This window comes from Konateibacter massiliensis (assembly GCF_900184995.1).
Classification (GTDB): domain Bacteria; phylum Bacillota; class Clostridia; order Lachnospirales; family Lachnospiraceae; genus Lachnotalea; species Lachnotalea massiliensis.
In genome coordinates this window covers 2,908,875-2,928,075 of sequence record NZ_LT860099.1, presented here as the reverse complement: position 1 = coordinate 2,928,075, position 19,201 = coordinate 2,908,875, and the positions used below count along the sequence as shown (strand labels likewise).

The 19,201-nt window shown below is 41.1% G+C and carries 19 protein-coding genes; 6 read left to right on the top strand and 13 right to left on the bottom strand.

All coding sequences use genetic code 11. The annotated features are described in order from the left end of the window. Positions 1–20 precede the first annotated feature (20 nt). From yihA to CTY48_RS19010, 8 genes are all read right to left on the bottom strand, one after another. On the bottom strand, positions 21–620 hold the full coding sequence (gene yihA / locus CTY48_RS19045) for a ribosome biogenesis GTP-binding protein YihA/YsxC (protein ID WP_099470010.1): 600 nt from the start codon (positions 618–620) through the stop codon (positions 21–23). Between the two features lie 13 nt (positions 621–633). Beyond that, positions 634–2,955, bottom strand: coding sequence for an endopeptidase La (gene lon / locus CTY48_RS19040; protein WP_099470009.1), 2,322 nt, complete (start codon positions 2,953–2,955; stop codon positions 634–636). A 135-nt stretch (positions 2,956–3,090) separates the two neighbouring features. Then, a complete protein-coding gene (gene clpX / locus CTY48_RS19035; protein WP_099470008.1) occupies positions 3,091–4,389 on the bottom strand; it encodes an ATP-dependent Clp protease ATP-binding subunit ClpX in 1,299 nt (432 codons plus the stop codon). A gap of 35 nt (positions 4,390–4,424) precedes the next feature. Continuing rightward, positions 4,425–5,006: an ATP-dependent Clp endopeptidase proteolytic subunit ClpP gene (clpP, locus tag CTY48_RS19030; RefSeq protein ID WP_099470007.1), complete on the bottom strand. Its 582-nt coding sequence runs from the start codon at positions 5,004–5,006 to the stop codon at positions 4,425–4,427. Between the two features lie 75 nt (positions 5,007–5,081). Continuing rightward, positions 5,082–6,371, bottom strand: a complete 1,290-nt coding sequence (gene tig, locus CTY48_RS19025; RefSeq protein WP_099470006.1) for a trigger factor — start codon at positions 6,369–6,371, stop codon at positions 5,082–5,084. 110 nt (positions 6,372–6,481) lie between these two features. After that, positions 6,482–7,141, bottom strand: a complete 660-nt coding sequence (locus CTY48_RS19020; protein WP_099470005.1) for a hypothetical protein — start codon at positions 7,139–7,141, stop codon at positions 6,482–6,484. Positions 7,142–7,143: 2 nt separating this feature from the next. Next, positions 7,144–7,959, bottom strand: coding sequence for a DUF975 family protein (locus CTY48_RS19015; protein WP_099470004.1), 816 nt, complete (start codon positions 7,957–7,959; stop codon positions 7,144–7,146). 13 nt (positions 7,960–7,972) lie between these two features. Beyond that, the gene (locus CTY48_RS19010) at positions 7,973–8,524 is read right to left on the bottom strand and encodes a DJ-1 family glyoxalase III (protein WP_099470003.1); all 552 of its coding nucleotides are present in this window, start codon (positions 8,522–8,524) and stop codon (positions 7,973–7,975) included. A 131-nt stretch (positions 8,525–8,655) separates the two neighbouring features. On the opposite strand from CTY48_RS19010, the gene CTY48_RS19005 reads away from it, so the two are divergent. Then, entirely contained in the window at positions 8,656–9,387 is a 732-nt protein-coding gene (locus tag CTY48_RS19005; RefSeq protein ID WP_099470002.1) for a gamma-glutamyl-gamma-aminobutyrate hydrolase family protein, read from the top strand. Here the strand turns inward: CTY48_RS19005 and CTY48_RS19000 are convergent. Continuing rightward, complete coding sequence (locus CTY48_RS19000) at positions 9,377–10,822, bottom strand: MATE family efflux transporter (RefSeq protein WP_099470001.1); 1,446 nt, start codon at positions 10,820–10,822, stop codon at positions 9,377–9,379. The genes CTY48_RS19005 and CTY48_RS19000 overlap by 11 nt on opposite strands. Positions 10,823–10,977: 155 nt before the next feature. Here CTY48_RS19000 and CTY48_RS18995 point away from each other — a divergent pair, with 155 nt between their 5' ends. Continuing rightward, positions 10,978–11,808 (top strand): helix-turn-helix transcriptional regulator, encoded by an 831-nt coding sequence (locus CTY48_RS18995; protein WP_099470000.1) that lies wholly within the window; start codon positions 10,978–10,980, stop codon positions 11,806–11,808. Here the strand turns inward: CTY48_RS18995 and CTY48_RS18990 are convergent. Beyond that, positions 11,805–12,698, bottom strand: a complete 894-nt coding sequence (locus tag CTY48_RS18990) for an alpha/beta fold hydrolase (RefSeq protein WP_099469999.1) — start codon at positions 12,696–12,698, stop codon at positions 11,805–11,807. The two genes, CTY48_RS18995 and CTY48_RS18990, sit on opposite strands and share 4 nt — an antisense overlap. A 201-nt stretch (positions 12,699–12,899) precedes the next feature. Here CTY48_RS18990 and CTY48_RS18985 point away from each other — a divergent pair, with 201 nt between their 5' ends. The 4 genes from CTY48_RS18985 to CTY48_RS18970 all read left to right on the top strand — a co-directional run bounded on the left by CTY48_RS18985 (position 12,900) and on the right by CTY48_RS18970 (position 16,106). Then, positions 12,900–13,370 (top strand): CYTH domain-containing protein, encoded by a 471-nt coding sequence (locus tag CTY48_RS18985; RefSeq protein WP_099469998.1) that lies wholly within the window; start codon positions 12,900–12,902, stop codon positions 13,368–13,370. An 89-nt stretch (positions 13,371–13,459) separates the two neighbouring features. Then, positions 13,460–14,749, top strand: a complete 1,290-nt coding sequence (locus CTY48_RS18980; RefSeq protein ID WP_099469997.1) for an aminotransferase class I/II-fold pyridoxal phosphate-dependent enzyme — start codon at positions 13,460–13,462, stop codon at positions 14,747–14,749. A gap of 191 nt (positions 14,750–14,940) precedes the next feature. After that, a complete protein-coding gene (locus CTY48_RS18975) occupies positions 14,941–15,417 on the top strand; it encodes a helix-turn-helix transcriptional regulator (RefSeq protein ID WP_099469996.1) in 477 nt (158 codons plus the stop codon). Positions 15,418–15,524: 107 nt separating this feature from the next. Further along, positions 15,525–16,106, top strand: coding sequence for a biotin transporter BioY (locus CTY48_RS18970; protein WP_099469995.1), 582 nt, complete (start codon positions 15,525–15,527; stop codon positions 16,104–16,106). 83 nt (positions 16,107–16,189) lie between these two features. On the opposite strand, the gene CTY48_RS18965 is transcribed toward CTY48_RS18970, so the two are convergent. The 3 genes from CTY48_RS18965 to CTY48_RS18955 all read right to left on the bottom strand — a co-directional run bounded on the left by CTY48_RS18965 (position 16,190) and on the right by CTY48_RS18955 (position 19,084). Next, on the bottom strand, positions 16,190–16,858 hold the full coding sequence (locus tag CTY48_RS18965; RefSeq protein WP_143452740.1) for a DUF6320 domain-containing protein: 669 nt from the start codon (positions 16,856–16,858) through the stop codon (positions 16,190–16,192). After that, a complete protein-coding gene (locus tag CTY48_RS18960) occupies positions 16,845–18,125 on the bottom strand; it encodes a WS/DGAT domain-containing protein (protein WP_099469993.1) in 1,281 nt (426 codons plus the stop codon). The genes CTY48_RS18965 and CTY48_RS18960 overlap by 14 nt, the downstream gene beginning before the upstream one ends. A 95-nt stretch (positions 18,126–18,220) precedes the next feature. Beyond that, the gene (locus CTY48_RS18955) at positions 18,221–19,084 is read right to left on the bottom strand and encodes a helix-turn-helix domain-containing protein (RefSeq protein ID WP_099469992.1); all 864 of its coding nucleotides are present in this window, start codon (positions 19,082–19,084) and stop codon (positions 18,221–18,223) included. Positions 19,085–19,201: the final 117 nt, after the last annotated feature.

The window sequence follows — 19,201 nt, the reverse complement described above, 5'->3', positions numbered from 1 at the left end:
TCAGAGTACGTCACCGTTTTCTACTGTACCTCTTCTGGTGCCAGATAGCTTTCCACCAAATCCAGTATTTCATCTCTTCCCTGCTTTGTCTCAGCGGAGAATGGGATAACCGTTGTTTCTTTTGCCAGATCAAGCCCTGTCCTCAACATTTTGACATGCTTTGGAACTTGGCTTCTTTTTAGCTTATCCATTTTTGTCGCAATAATAACCGGTTCATATCCATTATATACAATCCAGTCGTACATGCTTTTATCATTCTGGGAAGGCTCATGGCGAATATCAATCAAGAGAAAAATAAGCTTGAGCTGCTTTGAGCTTTTTAAATACCGCTCAATCATCTTCCCCCATTTTTCTTTTATCTCAATTGACACCTTCGCATAGCCGTATCCCGGCAAATCCACCAGATAAAATTCCTTGTTTACATTGTAAAAGTTGATGGTCTGCGTCTTTCCCGGCTGTCCTGATGTTCTTGCCAGTGACTTTCTATTCATCAGCGCATTAATCAGGGAAGATTTCCCCACATTTGATTTTCCGGCAAACGCAATTTCCGGCAGTTCATTTTCAGGTAATTTGCTTGTGATACCACATACAATTTCCAGTTCTGCATTTTTAATAATCATTTAAACTTCCTCTCTATACCAAGGCTTCCTTTAGTACTTCTTCCATGTGACTTACGAATATAATCCGAAGTCCCTCTTTAATTTCATCCGATACCTCTTCAATATCCTTTTTATTTTTTTCCGGCACAAGCACTGTTTTCAGCTTGGCATTCTTCGCCGCAAGAATCTTCTCCTTCAGCCCGCCAATCGGAAGCACTCTGCCCCTCAGTGTAATTTCACCGGTCATTGCCACGCTTGCTTTCACCTTTCGGTTTGTTATTGCGGAAATCATAGCGGTCGCCATTGTAATACCTGCTGACGGTCCGTCCTTTGGAACCGCTCCTTCCGGAATATGTATATGAATGTCATTTTTCTTGAAAAAGCCGTCATCAATTTCATATTCTTTTCCCATAGACCGGATATAACTGATGCCTGCCCTTGCAGATTCCTTCATCACATCTCCAAGCTGACCGGTCAATTGAAGCTCACCTTTTCCCGGCATTACATTTACTTCAATTTGAAGAGTATCTCCCCCGACACTCGTCCATGCAAGCCCTCTGACAATTCCTATCTCATCCTGCTCATTCGCCATATCAAAGCTGAATTTTGGCTTTCCTAAAAACTTTTCCAGATTTATCTCTGTTATCTCAACGGAGTCCTTACTGTTTTCCAATATCTCTCTTGCTGTCTTTCTGCATATCTCACCAAGCTTTCTCTCAAGACTTCGTACCCCCGCTTCCTTTGTATAATAGCGGATAAGGGAGGTAAGTGCCTTATCTGTGATAGTGAGCTGCGCTGCTGTCAATCCGTGCTTTTCAAGCTGTTTCTTTATGAGATGTTCCTTCGCTATATGTTCCTTCTCATTTTCTGTGTAGCTTGTGACCTCAATGACCTCCATTCTGTCAAGCAGAGGTCTCGGTATCGTTTGAAGGGAATTTGCTGTCGCAATAAATAACACCTCAGATAAGTCAATCGGCAGCTCAATATAATGATCTCGGAATTTAATGTTCTGTTCTGAGTCCAGCACCTCCAAAAGAGCGGAAGAGGTATCTCCCTTGTAATCACTGCTTACCTTATCCACCTCGTCCAGAAGGATAAGCGGATTTTTTACCCCTGCCTGTTTAAGTCCGTTTGCAATACGCCCCGGCATAGCTCCGATATAGGTTCTCCGGTGCCCTCTTATCTCTGCCTCATCACGCACACCGCCAAGGCTGATACGCACATATTCCTTCTCCAGTGCCTTTGCAACGCTTTTCACGATTGAGGTCTTTCCGGTTCCGGGAGGCCCTACCAGACAAATAATCGGGCTTTGCCCTTTTTTTGTCAGAGTTCTCACCGCAAGGAATTCTAATATTCTCTCCTTAACCTTTTCAAGCCCGTAGTGGTCCTCATTCAGGGTGTCTTTTGCATATTTCAAATCAGTGTTGTCCTTTGATACCTTATTCCAAGGCATTTCCAAAAGTGTCTCGATATATCCTCGAATCACCGCACTTTCGGAGGAATTGGAAGAAATATTTTTGAATCGGTTTATCTCTTTTTCAATTTTTTCTTTCACTTCCTTAGAAGCTTTCAGCTTCTTCATCTGCTCGTAATAACGCTCAGCCTCCGATTCAATATTATCTTCGCCGAGTTCTTCGCGGATTAACTTCTGCTGCTCGCGAAGCAAATATTCTCTTTGATTTTTATCTACCTTTTCTTTTATTTTTGCCTGTAAATCTTTTTTAATTCGGTATATCTCTGTTTCATTGCTCAAAAGTACGGAAAGAGCCTCATATCTGCCCTCCAATTCAACCGCATCAAGCATTTTCTGCTTATCCTCAAAACGAAGAGGCAGGTTAATGATAATCTGATCCACCAGCTTTTGCAAATCCTCATATTCAAGAAGCTGTTTTACCATATCTTTCCCGATTTTTGTATTCTCCGCGCTGTAAAGTGCAAACAGTTCTTTTAAATTTCGAACCATCGCCTCTTTGCTTGCTTCTGACAATTCAAACCCCATATCCGCATCAAGCTCACATACCTCGGATAAAATATATTCCCCGTCTTCCGCTATCAGATTCAGTTCTCCTCTTCCTTCGCCTTCCACAAGCACCCGCAAAATATTGTTGGGCAGCTTAATCACCTGTTTTATCGTGGCGATGCAGCCCGTTTTATATAAGCCCTCCATGTCTGGTTCATTTTCGTCTGTATCAATCTGTGTAACCAGAAAAACTCTCTGGTCGCCAAGCATTGCCTTTTCTACCGCTTTAATTGATTTTTTTCTGCTCACATCAAAATGTATCACCATATCTGGAAGAATTGTCATTCCTCTGAGTGTCACGGTCGGTATCAGTCTTATTTGTTCTAATTCACTCATATTCTTCCTCCTTCTGTAAAAAGAATGTACTCTCGCACATTCTGCGCACAATATAATTATATAATTTCCTATATAACATAAGGTGTCCCAACAGAGACACCTTATAACAGTTTCTTTTTATTACTCTATTTCAGCTCAAGCACTTTCGTCTCCGGCTTTTGTTAGAATCTTTTGTGCAATTGTTTTCTTTTTGTTTGGAAGCTCTTCCTTCCGCTCAATAATCGGTTCTCCGCTTCCCTCTGCTGCCTCTTTTGTTATTATGCACTCCACAATTGTTTCATCAGACGGAATCGTATACATGACATCCATCATAACACTTTCCATAATGGAGCGAAGTCCTCTTGCCCCTGTTTTTCTTGCTATGGAGCGTTCTGCAATTGCCCCAATCGCATCCTCATCAAAGCTTAATTTTACTCCGTCCAGCTCAAACAATTTCTTGTACTGCTTGACAATGGAGTTCTTAGGCTCTGTGATAATGCGAACCAGTGCTTCTTTATCAAGAGGCTCCAAGGATACATTAATCGGCACACGCCCGATAAATTCAGGTATCAATCCGAATTTCACAAAATCCTGCGGCAATACCTGACGCAGTATCTCACCTATATTCTCTTCTCTCTTATCTGCAATATCAGCATTGAAACCGATGGACTTCTGATCCATTCTCGTCTCAATAATTTTTTCCAGCCCCTCAAACGCTCCGCCACAGATGAACAAAATATTGGTTGTGTTAATCTGCAAGAGTTCCTGATGAGGGTGCTTTCTTCCGCCCTGCGGCGGTACGGATGCAACCGTTCCTTCTAATATTTTAAGAAGAGCCTGCTGTACACCTTCGCCAGATACATCTCTTGTGATGGAAGCATTTTCAGACTTTCTTGTAATCTTGTCAATCTCGTCAATGTATATAATTCCGTACTCTGCTCTTTGAATGTCATAGTCTGCCGCCTGTATGAGCTTCAGCAAAATATTTTCAACATCCTCACCTACATAGCCTGCCTCCGTCAAAGCGGTCGCATCCGCTATCGCAAAAGGTACATTAATCAGTTTGGCAAGTGTCTGCGCTAGCAGTGTCTTTCCTGAACCGGTCGGTCCAAGCATCAATATATTACTCTTTTGCAGTTCTACATCCAGATCTTTGCCTGATGTAATTCTCTTATAATGATTATATACCGCAACAGAAAGAACCTTCTTCGCTGTTTCTTGTCCGATTACATAATCATCCAAAAAACTCTTAATCTGCTCAGGTTTTAATAGGTTAATCTCCTCAGCACTTCTTGGTTCTTCTTCGTATTCCTCTTCTATAATTTCCGCGCAAATGTCGACACACTCGTCGCAAATATATGCGCCGTTTGGCCCTGCAATCAGCTTTCTTACCTGTTCCTGTGTCTTGTTACAGAAGGAACATCTCAATCTTTCATCGCCATTTTTTCCTGCCATGCGCTCACCTCACTTCATTCTTGGTTTTCAATCGACTATCTGCTCACAATCACATCGTCGATTAAGCCATATTCCTTTGCAGCTTCAGCGCTCATCCAGTTGTCTCTCTCTGTATCCTTCTCGATTACCTCAAGTGGCTGGCCTGTGTTTGCTGCCAAACAATCATTTAATTTCTTACGTGTCTTAATAATGTGGTCTGCTGCGATTTTAATATCGGTAGCCTGACCCTGTGCACCGCCAAGCGGCTGATGAATCATAATCTCAGCATTCGGCATTGCAAATCTCTTTCCTTTTTTGCCGCCTGCAAGCAAAAATGCTCCCATGCTGGCTGCCATACCGATACAGTAGGTTGATACGTCACACTTGATATAATTCATAGTGTCGTAAATTGCCATACCTGCGGTAACGGACCCACCCGGACTGTTAATGTATAAATGAATATCCTTTGTCGGATCTTCTGACTCTAAAAATAATAACTGGGCAACAATAAGACTTGCTGTTGTCTCATTTACTTCCTCACCTAAAAAGATAATTCTTTCCTTTAACAATCTGGAATAAATATCATAAGACCTTTCGCCCCTGCTCGTCTGCTCAATGACATATGGTACTAAACTCATACTGATTCCTCCTTTTTATATATAGACTCTTCGGAGACATATCAACTAATATGCCTCCGACGTGAGTGTTTCTTATTATTTTTCTACGGCAGCATCTACTACAACCTTAACAGCTTCCTGTACTGCAAGGTCTGCTTTCATCTGCTCTTTTTCGTTTTCTCCGATTAATTCTTTTAATTTGTCAGCTTCCATCTTGTAAGCTTCTGCCATGGTGGCAATTTCCTTCTCAACATCAGCTTCTGATGCCTCAATCTTCTCAGCCTTCGCAACTGCCTCTAACACTAATCTGCTCTGAATACGCTTTAACGCCTGCGGCTTCATCTGCTCTGAAAGCTGATCGTAATCCAAACCGGTAAACTGGAAGTACTGCTCGATTGATAAGCCCTGAGACATAATTCTTTGTGCAAAGTCATCTGTCATACGTCTGATCTGAGTTTTAATCATTGCTTCCGGAATGTCCATGGTTGCATTCTCAATGATTTTCTCGATTACAGCGTCTTCCTTTGCTCCCTTTGCTTCATTTTCTTTTTTCTCTTCAAGCTTTTTCTTTAAATCAGCCTTGTACTCTGCAATTGTATCAAACTCAGAAACGTCTTTTGCAAAATCATCATCTGCTGCCGGAAGCTCCTTCGCTTTGATTTCTTTTACTGTCACCTTGAATAATGCAGGCTTTCCTGCCAACTCTGCTGCCTGATAAGCCTCAGGGAAGGTCACATTTACATCTGTCTCAACACCGATTTCAGCGCCGATCAAAGCTTCTTCAAATCCGTCAATAAAGGAATGAGAACCGATTGTGAGCGGATAATCCTCGCCCTTTCCGCCTTCAAATGCAACTCCGTCAACAAATCCTTCAAAATCAATTGTTGTCATATCGCCATCCTGTACGGTCTTTCTATCGGAAACTTCCACTACTCTGGAATTCTTTTCTCTTTCTTTATCTAACTCTGCATCCACTTCTTCGTCTGCCACTTCAACAGCAATTTTCTCTACTTCAATTCCCTTGTAGTCGCCTAATGTAACGTCTGGCTTTAATGCAACCTCTGCTGTAAAAATAAAGTTTTTTCCTTTTTCAATCTGTGTCACGTCGATTTCTGGCTGAGAAACGATATCAAGCTCGCTCTCCTCAGCTGCCTGGGAATAAGCCTCAGGAATAATCTCATTTGCCGCATCTTCATAGAAAACAGCAGCTCCATACATTTTTTCAATCATCTGACGAGGCACTTTGCCTTTACGAAATCCAGGAACGTTAAACTTGCTTTTATTTTTCTGATATGCGGTCTGTAAAGCTTTTTCAAATTCTTCTGCTGAAGTCTCTATTGTAAGCTTTGCCATATTTTTCTCTAATTTTTCTACTTGTAAACTCATTTTTACAAATTCCTCCTTAAAATATATGCGAAAAGTATCTATACTTATCCATACGTACAGTCATTTTAATAGTATATCACAAGCTTTTTGAAATTACTAGTCTTTTCTTACTACTGCAATAACGCACCGTCTATCGCTGTATAATCTGCATCACTCATCTCATAAACCTTGCCATCACTCAAAATAAGATTGATCGTGAGAGTAACCGGCTCGGCGTACTCAATATTCGCAACATTGTTTTCAAAAATCGCCGTAATTCCGTTGGCATACTCCGCCTCAAATTCTTCGTCTGTATATTCAGCAAATTCACCGTTTTCATTTCTCTGATTAAAATCGGCTACATAGACCTCTCCCTCTTCCAAAACCTTCTCTAATAATGTAATCGGGTAAACTGTAAGCTCTACTGTAAAACCGTTTTCTGTCTTCGTCGTGTTTGCCACTTCATACTTTGCATGACTAAAAATTTGCTTGCTGTACGCAATGTATTTTTCTTTCAGCTCCTCGGTCGATGTTGCTCCCACAAAGCTGATAAATCCGTCTGCTTTCGCCTCCATCACACCGTCATAGGTACTCTGAACATTTTCCTCGGTATCCTTCGTGAGCTTGATATACTGTTCAAATTCGCCCTTATAGCCTGCATCCAAAAGGGATACGACATATCCCGATGCATCAAATTCTCCCTGTGTCAGCAGACTGATTGCAGAACAGCCGCTAAATGCAGTTAAAACCAACAGACTGATTACTATTATGATACTCTTCCCCATTTTCATAACTATTTATTCTCCCCGAATCCGATTAATTCATAACTGTTACTAATTCCTGCTCCCATTGCTTTTTCTCTTCCCCAGCCGTAAAATTCCGCCAGTGTAGCCTCATAGTACGGATTTACAAATACAACACCGATAAGGCAGAGCATTGAGCCTAAGAGAAACCATCCGATAAAGGAAAGCTGAAGCACAAAGTAATTCCACTTTTCGCCCCGCATTATTTCCCTGCTGATCTCGAAGGCACGACTTGATTCCATTGCAGGATTTTCTGCCATGAGATAAGGCACCATCGCATACTCATAGGATTTGATAATTCCCGGAATAATAAGTAATAAGGACCATAGAAAAACATATAAATCCATCAAAAACATGGTTTTCACCACATTTCCAAAATGTCCGCTGCTATACGCAAAACCGATTTCACCGATACTGCTTTTCACATCACGGTTGCTCATGAAATATCTGTTTTTACCAACCAGCAAAGGATTGCCAATCAGCAGCTTAACAATTAACGCAATTACAAAAACGATTGCAAAAACAATTGTCATCACACCAAGCATAACAATTAGCGACTCAACCGAAGAGAATACATCAGAGGAAGTATCCCCATAATAATAGCTGCTGTCATCATAGAAACTGTCATCGTAGTAGCTGTCATAGTCTGTGCCAAGCATAAACACGCCTTGCAGACCATTGGCTACACTACCGCCTCCGCCGCCGTTTGTAAACATTCCTACAATTAAACATACCAAAAATGCCGGCCAGTAAAATCTCTTCAGATTCTCCTTGGCATTTGCTTTCAAACCTGCCCTATTCCACATAATATGATCCCCCTTAATTGTTGTAACAAATCGAAGCTTTTATTTTTAAAGCTGTCTCTTTGTTTATTAGTTTTTCTATAATTGCAAAGCCGAAATCCATTGCGGTTCCCATTCCTCTGCTTGTTATAATATTGCCGTCAGTCACCACATTATCGTAGGATACAGCCGCACCTGTCAAGCGCTCCTCAAACCCCGGATAGCAGGTTGCTTTTTTACCTTTTAAAATTCCATTGTCCCCTAGCACGGATGGTGCCGCACATATTGCAGCAATATTTTTGTCCTCCCTTGCATAGCGTTTCAGCCGCTCCACAAGTGCCTCCTTTGCCCCTAGATTTTTCGTACCAGGCATACCTCCCGGCAATATCAGCATATCGTATTCCCTGTCCGCCGTCTCTTCATACAGTTTATCCGCCATAACAACGATATTATGTGCACCTGTCACCTCTTTCGTCTTCGAAATGGAAACAGTGTCTGTGTCAATTCCTGCACGTCTAAGTAAATCCACAACTGTAAGACCTTCTATCTCTTCAAAGCCATCTGCTAAAAATATACCAACCTTAACCATTCTTATCCTCCCATTCTTCTAATGTCTTCTCACAAATGTTACCAAAATTTCAATTATTTTTCAATATCTCTTTGTCCCTTTTCATATAAATATAACAATCTGATTATAAATAATATAGAAAGGTTTCTTTTATGAAAACACTGATTGGTATCGCCGCCAACATGATTGTGGAGCAAAGCTTTCATCTGGACCAAAATGTTGTCGGTTCTCATTATGTCGAATCTGTTGTCCGGGGGGGCGGACTTCCCCTTCTTATACCCTTTACAAGAAGCCAGGCAGACCTTGCCGCCTATGTCCGGCTCTGCGACGGCTTTTTGTTCTGCGGAGGTGCTGATATCAACCCTCTGCTCTTTGGTGAAAATCCCCATCCCTCGCTGGGCTCCGGTAATTTAGATCTTGACCGCTTTCACCTTTCTCTTATGAAAAAAATACTGACCGTCCAAAAACCCGTACTCGGTATATGCCGCGGAATTCAGGTTCTAAATGTCGCCTGCGGCGGCACCGTTTATCAAGACCTCTCTCTTATGGAGGGTACTCCTATGAAGCATATGCAGTCGGAAGCAAAACGTTACTTTGTCACCCATGAAGTTAAATTTACGGATAACTCAGTTATGCAGGATTTATTTGGTTCCTCACTTTTTACAAACAGCTACCATCATCAGTCTGTCAATTCCTTAGGACGCAATTTAATTGCGACCGGTTTTTCTGATGACGGCATTATTGAAAGTATTGAGCATACGGAAAATCCATTTCAGATAGGCGTTCAGTGGCACCCTGAAAATTTTATTGAGATTTCCGATGTTATGCTTCCACTGTTCCAGAGATTAGTGGAACAAGCAAAAAGGAATCAGTCTACTGACTGACTCCTGCATTTTCTGCTGTGGCTTCCCCTTTTTTATTCCAAAAGCTTATCTGGTGCTCCCTGCAAATCTTTCTAATCACAACAACTGCAACGAGACAGGAAAATATTGTAACCAAAACATTGCTTACCAACATAACGATACCTACGCTCTCACTTCCAAGTGAGGTAAAAAGCTGTAATCCCCAGAGCACCGGTATGCGGAAAACAAAGATACGGCAGAAGTTAATCAGCAGTGTACATTTCGTATATCCAAACCCAAGCATCAGAGCAATAACCGAAGCATTGATGCCAAGCGGAATACATCCTCCCAAAGACTCAAGGCGGTAAATGCTGTAAATCATTTCCCGAAACTGATAGTCCACACCGCTGGCAGAACTGGAAAACAGAATGGAAATCTGGTTTAGGAAAATCCTTGTCAGAACAAATCCGATCACACCGACAATGACGTTTACAACGAGAACCTTCTTAAATGCATCCAAGGCACGCTCCGGCTTTCCTGCTCCCAAGTTCTGGCTTATGATTGCCGCTGCCCCCTCCTCAAACCCATTTTGCGGATTGGTGGTCAGCCCTCCGATGCTGTTTGAAATCCCAAGCGCTCCTACGGTCAATGCACCATAGACACCGCTCATTGAATTGATAATCACCTTTCCGAAGGCAAACGCCACCTTCTCCACAATAACCGGAAAGGACAGGGATATCATCGGTTTTGTTATCTCGCTTTTCAACGTCATATATTTTATGGAAAGTCCAAAAGCATTTCCCTTTTGGTTTAAATTCTTCATACCTGCTACAAGAAGAACTGACTGGGAAATAATCGTCGCCACTGCTATCATCGTGATTCCCCATTGCAGCACATAAACAAAAATTGCCGTCAGCGACAGCTTGATACCGATTACAACCATATTTAATACCAGAATCCGCTTGGAATTCCCTCTCGCTCGCTCCACACAAATGTATACCATATTAAAAAACGTGATAACCAGTCCAATCAACTCAACCGCGAAATAACGGCTTCCAATCTCAATCAGCTCCTTGGGTGTATTCGCAAGTCTTAAAAGCTGCCCTGTAAAAGGTAAAATAGCAAGCACTCCAAAGCCGAGCAGTGCGCAGAGTGCAAACAAGCTGTTCACGCGGCGCTTCACCATCTCATAGTCGCCCTCGCCGTATGCCTGGCTGATTTTCAAACTGCCGCCGACCGCAAGTCCGCCTCCGACTGCCGCAAGCATCATATTAATCTGAGACAGATATGCCACAGCTGATACCGAGGTCGCACTGATGTGTGATGCCATCATGGAATCCAATATTTTAAACAACTGAAGTAATTCCTGATAGAGTGCCAGTGGGAATCCTACCTGCACAACGACCTTCCACATATTTCCGTTCAGAGAAAAATCCCGAAATTCCTCATCTTTTTTTGATAGTACCGCTTTTGCCATGACAAATTCCTCTTTCTATAACTTATGTAAAAATCATAGTATAACAATTTTTATGTATTTTCCACTAGTTTTTCCTTTACTTTTTCAAAAACTACTGTTTTTTTGTTATTTTTGTGTTAAACTTGATGAAACAAAGAACGTGAAAGGATGCACCTATGCTAAAAGACAGGAAATTGGATTTTATTGCAGAAAAAAGAAAACGCGAACAATATTTTAAGATGAAACATTCGCACTTTCATCCTTACTATGAAATTTATTATCTGTACTCCGGGAAACGCAGAATATTTGTGGACGACACAATCTATGATTTAAGACGAGGAGATATGATTCTGATTCAAAAAAATGTGCTTCACCGCACCACCTATGTTTCAGATGAGACACATGAGCGTTTTGTCCTCAATTTTACGGACAAATATCTTGCTCCACTATTCGAAACATACTCGAAGGAGCTTATTTTAAGCTGTTTTCAGAAGCCTTTTTTTACGGTGCCATTAAACCGCAGGGAATATGTAGACGAGCTGTTTCAAAAGCTTACCTTCGAATCCGGACATCTCGACCATTTTTCGGAACATTTGATTCACGGCTATCTGCAAGAGCTTGTCATATTTTTAATCCGTTGCCAGAAAAACGAGGCGCAATCCCAAATTCCTGCCAACCTTACCGATGAGGTGATTCAAAATACTGCCAGATATATACGCAGCAACTACAATCAGCCAATTACACTGGAGATGGCGGCAAGTTTTGCCAATATGAGTTCAACCTATTTTTCGAAAAAGTTTAAATTGGTGACAGGCTTCGGCTTTAAGGAATATCTGTGCAAAATCCGCCTTACCGAAGCTTGCTCCCGCCTTTTGGAGACAAACGATTCTATTACAGAAATTGCTTTTGCCTGCGGCTTTACCGACAGCAATTATTTTGGTGACGTATTCAAAAAATTGAAGGGAGTCTCCCCCCTTCAGTATCGGAAAATGCACGAGGCTGTTTAACCGATAAATTCAAATATTTTATTTAAATAGGGTGTTAAAATCTCATCTTTCTCCCGGAACAATTCATGCCTGCCTCCGGGCACAACAACCAGTTTGGCATTTCTTACACCCTTTACAAATCTAATATGCCCCTCAGTCTTTACAATTGTGTCCTTCTCCGCCTCAAACACGATAACAGGCACTTGGATTCTCGCCATATTTTCCGGCCGCAGGAGTCTTCGTGTCGCCAGAACCGACTGCTTAAACCACGAGTAGGATACATCATAATCCAGATATTTTTTATTCTTTTTGCGCCCTGTCATAACTTTAAAATCTACAATCATTCTCCCAAGCCACTTAGGTGTCTGCGTCATATTCATCTCAAACATGGGGGAAGAAAAAACAGCACGCCGAAAATCACCAGGGTATTTTTCCAGATAGGTCGCTCCGATTGTTGCCCCCATTGAATGTCCGAACAAAATAATCGGCAGCTTACCGCTTTCTCTCTCCACCATTATTTTCATAAACATTCTCAAATCCTCAACGTAGTCATTAAAATTTTCCACATGGGTCACCAGATGGTCCTCCACCTTCCGATACGATTTTCCGTGCCCCTGATGATCCAAAACATACACATTAGAATATTCTCTATAAAAATAATAAATCATCTCTTTATATTTTTCTGAATGCTCATTGAAACCGTGGCAAATTACTACAGTTCTCACCGCCGCCGATGACACATATTTTTCATAGTAGAGATGGTTATCCCCTTCTCTCGAAAAAAAACCGTGTTTTCTAACACTCTTTAGCAGAGGTTCAATCTCTTCCTGCATTTTTTCTTTTATTTCCTCTCTGGAAATGCCCCTTATATTGCCGCCCTCCTCGCCTACTTGCAGTACCTCTTTTTTCATATAACACCTTCCTTATCTGATCTTGTTTTTTTCTCTCTCTTCTTTACAAAATCTAACCACTATACTATGATGTATTCATTCCACTAAATAAATTATAACCAAATATATAAAAAGAATGTGCAAAGCCATTCGCTGCGCCCGAGCGGGTTGCATAGCAACTGCTTCCATTTTGCGAGGCGCTTTAACACGAAAGGAGTTCTTATGGAAATAGAAAAAAAGTTTTTAATTAAAAGCCTTCCGAATGATTTAGAGCATTATCCCCATAAAGTGATTGAGCAGGCATATTTATCCACCGAACCGGTTGTCCGAATCAGAAAAAGTGATGAAGATTACATTTTAACCTATAAATCAAAAGGGTTTTTAGCGCGGGAAGAGTACAATATGCCGCTTACCAAGGAAGCCTACTATCATTTGCGAGAAAAGGCAGACGGCAATATCATCAGTAAAACACGTTATCTGCTTCCGCTTGCAGATAACCTTACAATCGAACTTGATATTTTCAATCCACCCTTTGAAACACTCGTGCTTGCCGAGGTTGAGTTTCTGTCTGTTGAACAGGCAAACCACTTTATACCGCCGGATTGGTTTGGCGAAGATGTAACCTACTCCCCCGAATACCACAACAGCTATCTCAGTGCGCAAAACACCTCGAATTCCATGGGTACCGAATAGTTACAAAAATTGATATTTTACGCTTGACACACTACCCTGAATCAAATAGAATTAGAATGTTTAGAACGTAGATAAAGTAGGAGGCTATTATGAAACCATTGAAACAATTGAATCGGAATGAATTATTGCAGCTAAAGGCAGAGCTGGAAAAAAGCTTTCAAGATGTTAAGAACCAAGGGCTGATGCTTGACATGTCAAGGGGAAAGCCATCTGCTGAACAGCTTGATATCGTCATGGATATGATGGATGTCTTAAACAGTTCTTCCAATCTCATTGCGGAAAATGGTGTTGATTGCAGAAATTACGGCGTTTTGGACGGAATCCCGGAAGCAAAAAGGCTAATGTCCTTCATCATGGACGTGCCTTCTGAAAATATTATTGTGTGCGGCAATGCCAGCATCAATATTATGTATGATACAATTTCCCGTTCTATGCTTCACGGTGTTATGGGCAGTACTCCTTGGGCCAAATTGGACAAAGTTAAATTCTTATGCCCGTCTCCCGGCTATGACCGCCACTTTACTATCACAGAATCCTTTGGAATTGAAATGATTACGGTTCCTATGACAGAGGAAGGTCCTGACATGGATATCGTGGAAAAACTGGTTTCTGCCGATGCCTCCATAAAAGGTATCTGGTGTACGCCGAAATACTCAAACCCGCAGGGAATTTGCTATTCGGATGAAACTGTGAGACGTTTTGCCGGATTAAAGCCTGCTGCAAAGGATTTTCGTATCTTTTGGGATAACGCTTATGCCGTCCATCATTTATATGATGATTCCCATGCCTCTTTGCTTGAAATATTAGGCGAATGCGAGAAAGCGGGTAACCCGGATATGGTGTATGAATTTTCCTCAACCTCCAAAATAAGCTTTGCCGGCAGTGGTATTTCAGCGATTGCTTCCTCTACCGCAAACCTTGACTTTATCAAAAAGCATATGATAGTCCAGACAATCGGATATGATAAAATAAATCAACTAAGACACGCAAGATTTTTTAAAGATGGCAAGGGTATTGAGGAGCATATGAAAAAGCATGCTGCTATTCTAAGACCTAGATTTGAGGCGGTGCTTGAAATACTGGAGCACGAGCTTGGCGGGCTTGAAATCGGAAGCTGGTTAAAGCCAAAGGGCGGTTATTTTATATCCTTTGAAGCCTTGGATGGCTGTGCTAAAAATATTATTGCCAAATGCAAGGAAGCCGGTGTTATCATGACGGATGCAGGTGCTACCTATCCTTACGGAAAAGATCCTCACGATTCTACTATCCGTATTGCACCATCCCTTCCAAGCTATGAGGAAATCAAGAAAGCGGCTCTTCTCTTTACACTTTGTGTAAAATTAGTCAGTATAGATAAGCTACTAGAGCAATCCGCTTAATTTCGCATAAAAGCAAATATAACTACATATAATCATCTTATATATGAAAGCAACGAAACCTTTGCAACGTTTCGTTGCTTTTATCGTTTTTCAGTATTTGAATCGATTTGTTTCCTTTTCAGTAATTAAAGTCAAAAATTGCTATAATGATTTTGTTCAAATTTCAGAAAGGATAAGAGAGGATTACATGTATGTCTATATCATTATTACCGCTTAAACTAATCGAACTACGCAAACAACATGACTACACGCAAGAATATGTAAGTTCCTACATACATATATCTCGTGGCGGTTATTCACAATATGAGACTGGAAAACGGGTTCCCAGCACGGAAGCTCTTCTGAAGCTGGCAGAACTTTACAACATCAGCGTTAATCAGTTGATTAATCCTCAAATTATTTCCGTATCCGACAGCCTCCTTGCAGATTCATCGGGAGAGTATCCTTCCACCAACAAGATTGATGTGAAGATGCTAAAAGATTTAGGTATTTTATTGCTAAACAGCACACCGTTCCTAAGTCCTGATTCAATCACTCAAAATGATATTAATTTTCTAAGCAATTATAAAAATTTAAGCCCTTCCGACCAGGAAGATATTCGCCTCTTCGTATCCTGTAAATATAAAAATATGGAAAAGAAAAAGAAGAAAAATATCTCGGAAGAATAAACCTAATTGTTAACTTTTTATTTTTAAAGGTTGACAATTAGGTTTTCTTTTTTTATAATCATCTCATTGGTACATATCATGACAACACATTCCCAAAGGAGATTATTATGGAAAAATTCACTTCATCTGATAACCGGCACACAATCACAAAAGGCTCTGCCTACCAGCTTACCCTGATAGGCATTATGGCCGGTATCGCCTGCATTCTAGGCCCCATGTCCATTCCGCTTCCCTTTAGTCCGGTGCCTTTCTCGTTTACAAACCTTGTTATTTATCTTGGCGCTTTTTTGTTAGGCTCAAAACGCGGGACATTAAGCTGCCTCATCTATCTGTTGCTTGGTCTTGTAGGCTTACCTGTTTTTTCAGGCTTTTCGGGCGGTCCCGGAAAACTGTTCGGACCAACGGGCGGATATCTGTTGGGATTTATTTTAATGGCATTTATCGGCGGCTATTTTGTTGAAAAATTTTATCGAAATATTCCTATGTACGTAGCAGGACTTATTCTTGCCACCGCTGCTGCCTATTTACCCGGAACATTATGGCTCGCCCATCAAATGGATTTGAGTCTTTATCAGGCACTTATGGCAGGGGTCATTCCTTATTTGATTGGCGACGGAGCCAAAATTGCAATTGCTGTCATTGCAGGTCCAAGGATAAAAGCGCGATTAGTATCAGCTAATTTGTTATAGCACCTAAAAAAGTAGGAGCGGTAAAGGTATACCGCGCCTACTTTTATTTCTGCTTCGTTTTGTCTGTTCTTCCCATCTTGCACCTAAATATGAAATCTTCTGATCAGTTCCGTTTTTGCCTTTTTATCCCCGAACACGATTGTCCCGATAAAAATGACAAGCGTGATACCTGCTGTCACATAGGATAAAACCGGATGCGTTATAATGTTCAAGAAATTCAGTCCCAGCAAAATCATGCTGAAAATAACAAGTGTAATCTGAAATAAAATATAGCTTTGCCAGCTCATAAAATTCACAATCATCAACATGACAATCCCAAGATAAGCGGCTAAAATGATAGTCGGTATTGCATAATTAATGGACCATCCCTGATAGCCGACTACCATGTCAATCAAAAAACAAAGCGCCATTCCGCCTATAGTCTGCACAAGTATTTTTGCTGCATAGTTTGTATTGTTTTGAATGGAGTAGCGGACTGTAATCCAGAAATATATAATCGCACCATGGCAGATAAGCGACCACCACACACCGTGATAAGTCACAATATTAACCGTAAGCAGACCCGCTCCAAGTATGATGGAAATAAAAACAAAAATCCTTATAAGCAGCTTAAATTTTTGATTGTCAAATTCTACCGCCGGATAAATTTTTCTCTGTTTTTCCTCCGATATTGTCTCCAATCCATGCTGGCAGAGAGGGCAGACACTTGTATCTTCTATAATTTCAACTTTGCATTCATTACATCTCTTCATTGTAAACACCATTACTTTCTATCACCGTTCTGATTCCTGCCCTCGCCAGATTCCTGAAAAACGCCCTTTCCAGATTGCTGTCCGCCAGCACCGACGCAAAGGTAAACACCAACTCGTTCTTATAAGAACAGACACTGCACTTTACATTCTGCTTTTTTGCCACAGAAAGGACAAGGTAAAACCGTTCAATATAGTCTTCAAATTCCTCAAGCACGGTGAGGCTTCCAATGTTTGTCACTGTCGTTGTAAACGCTTTTGAGGAATTGTGGTAGATAAACTTTATCGCAATGTTTTTCAGAAAAAGAGGGATTGCCCTTATATATCGATTTTTTTCATTTGATACATTGTAGGAAATCAATTCCTCCATATGTTCCTTTGTCATCTGTTTCTTTAAGTTATCCGAAATCTTTTCCAACACATCGTCAAACGTAAGATTTTCCTTATCCGCCTCAAACTCCGCCAGCAGCACGGCAAAAAAATTCTTTGTCGTCGTCGACTCAAAATAATTTCGTAGATTCACAGGTACGTTGACACAAATTGGCTCCTTGCTTGGCTGTCTGTTTAAATATTCCGTATAAATGCTCCAAACCAGGTTAGCGACCAAATACTGGTTGATGCTCACATTCTTTTCCTTGCATGCCCTTTTTAAATCAGCTATGTCAATATGTCCATGTATAACAGACATCACGGTCGGCGGCAAAAATTTTCCGGTCAACTGATATGCCTTTCGCGTCTTGTAGCCCTTTGCATCGCTCTTTTTATAATATTTTAAATAGCTGTCCTCGATATTCAGCGAACATTCTCTGCTCGGTTTCGCCTCCACACGCTCTCCAAGCTTTTCATCATAAAGACGCAGGTATTGGTAGGTCAGCTCCTTCAAAAAGGTGAGCGCACCCATACCATCTGTCAGTACATGAAAAACTTCCAAATTAATTCGGTTTTGGTAGTAGGATACCCGGAATAAAAATTTGTGGTTTTCATTCGGGCTGATATATCTGCACGGATAATTATTTTCCGGCTCCACAACGGGCTTATTCCGGTTTGTTTCAAAATAATACCAGAACATGCCTCTTCGAAGCCTCACATGAAACACCTCAAACCACTCAATTACTGTATTCAGCGCCTCCTGCAAAAGCTCCGGCTTTATCTCTTCTTTCAGTTCAATCGATATCCGATATACATTACTCAGATTTTCACTTGCAATCACCGGAAAAATCTTAGCTGTATTGTCCAACTTATGCCATCTTGTTTCTTTCTGTTTTTTCATTGTATCCTCTATCTATGTAATTGCTCCATAGCTTTCTTTTTTCGTTCCGTTTCGGTGTTAAAACCACCCTTAATATCATAACCTTTTTCAGAAAATTATACAACAAAATTAGAAACCTTTGCCTGTTTTCGAAACTCAGTCGGCGACAGCCCCCATGTTTTTTTAAACAGCCTGCTGAAATAAAGGGGATTCTCATATCCGGTAAGCAGCGCAATCTCCGCTATCTGAAACAGCGAATTTACAAGCAAGTCCTTTGCAATTGTCATGCGAATGTTGATGATATACTGCCGCGGGGACGTTCCGGTGTAATGAGTAAAATTATCAATAAAACGATAGTAGTTAAGCCCTCTTTCCTTCGTGTATTCCTTGATTGTAAAATCTCGCTCCGGCGCAGAATGGAACAGGCGGATTGCCTCCTCCACTTCCTTGTTATAATTTTCAAAAATAGTTGTTTCCCTCAGCCGGTTTCTCCCCATCTTGAGCAAAAGCTCCTGCATCTGGAGCTGGAGCTGCTCCTCGAAAAATGGCTGCTGCATCTGTAATTCCCAAATCATCGTGTCAAAAAGCTGCACATAGCTGTTATGCGTTCCCACATAAAAAATGTTTTCCTTCCCAAATCCACTTTTCTCAAAGAACTCATTTCCCTCCTTGCAGGAAAAATGTACCCAGTAAATATCCGGTGTCTCCTCCAAAAAATAATAATAGTACTGATCCTCCAACGGACGGTACAAGACGCAGTGCCCCTTCTCTAACAGATGCATCTCTCCCTGAATTCGAAATCTCGCCTTTCCGTTTGCAATATATAAAAGCTGATAATTATTTGCCCCGCCGGGACGTTCCGTCTTAAAACTCTCCTTGTGAAGCAGCTTATATCTGCCGCTGCAATGCACAAAAAAGTCCTTATCCGAAACGGATTGTTCTCCCGATTGCCAATCATAATAACCAACTACCGTCTGCATACCATTCCCTGCCTTTCCTTATCCGTAATCGTTTCGTTCTATAAAAACATCTTAAAATATTTTTTCTCTCTTGTCAAAGATTTTGAAAACTTTGTGCATATACAAATCAATTTTATG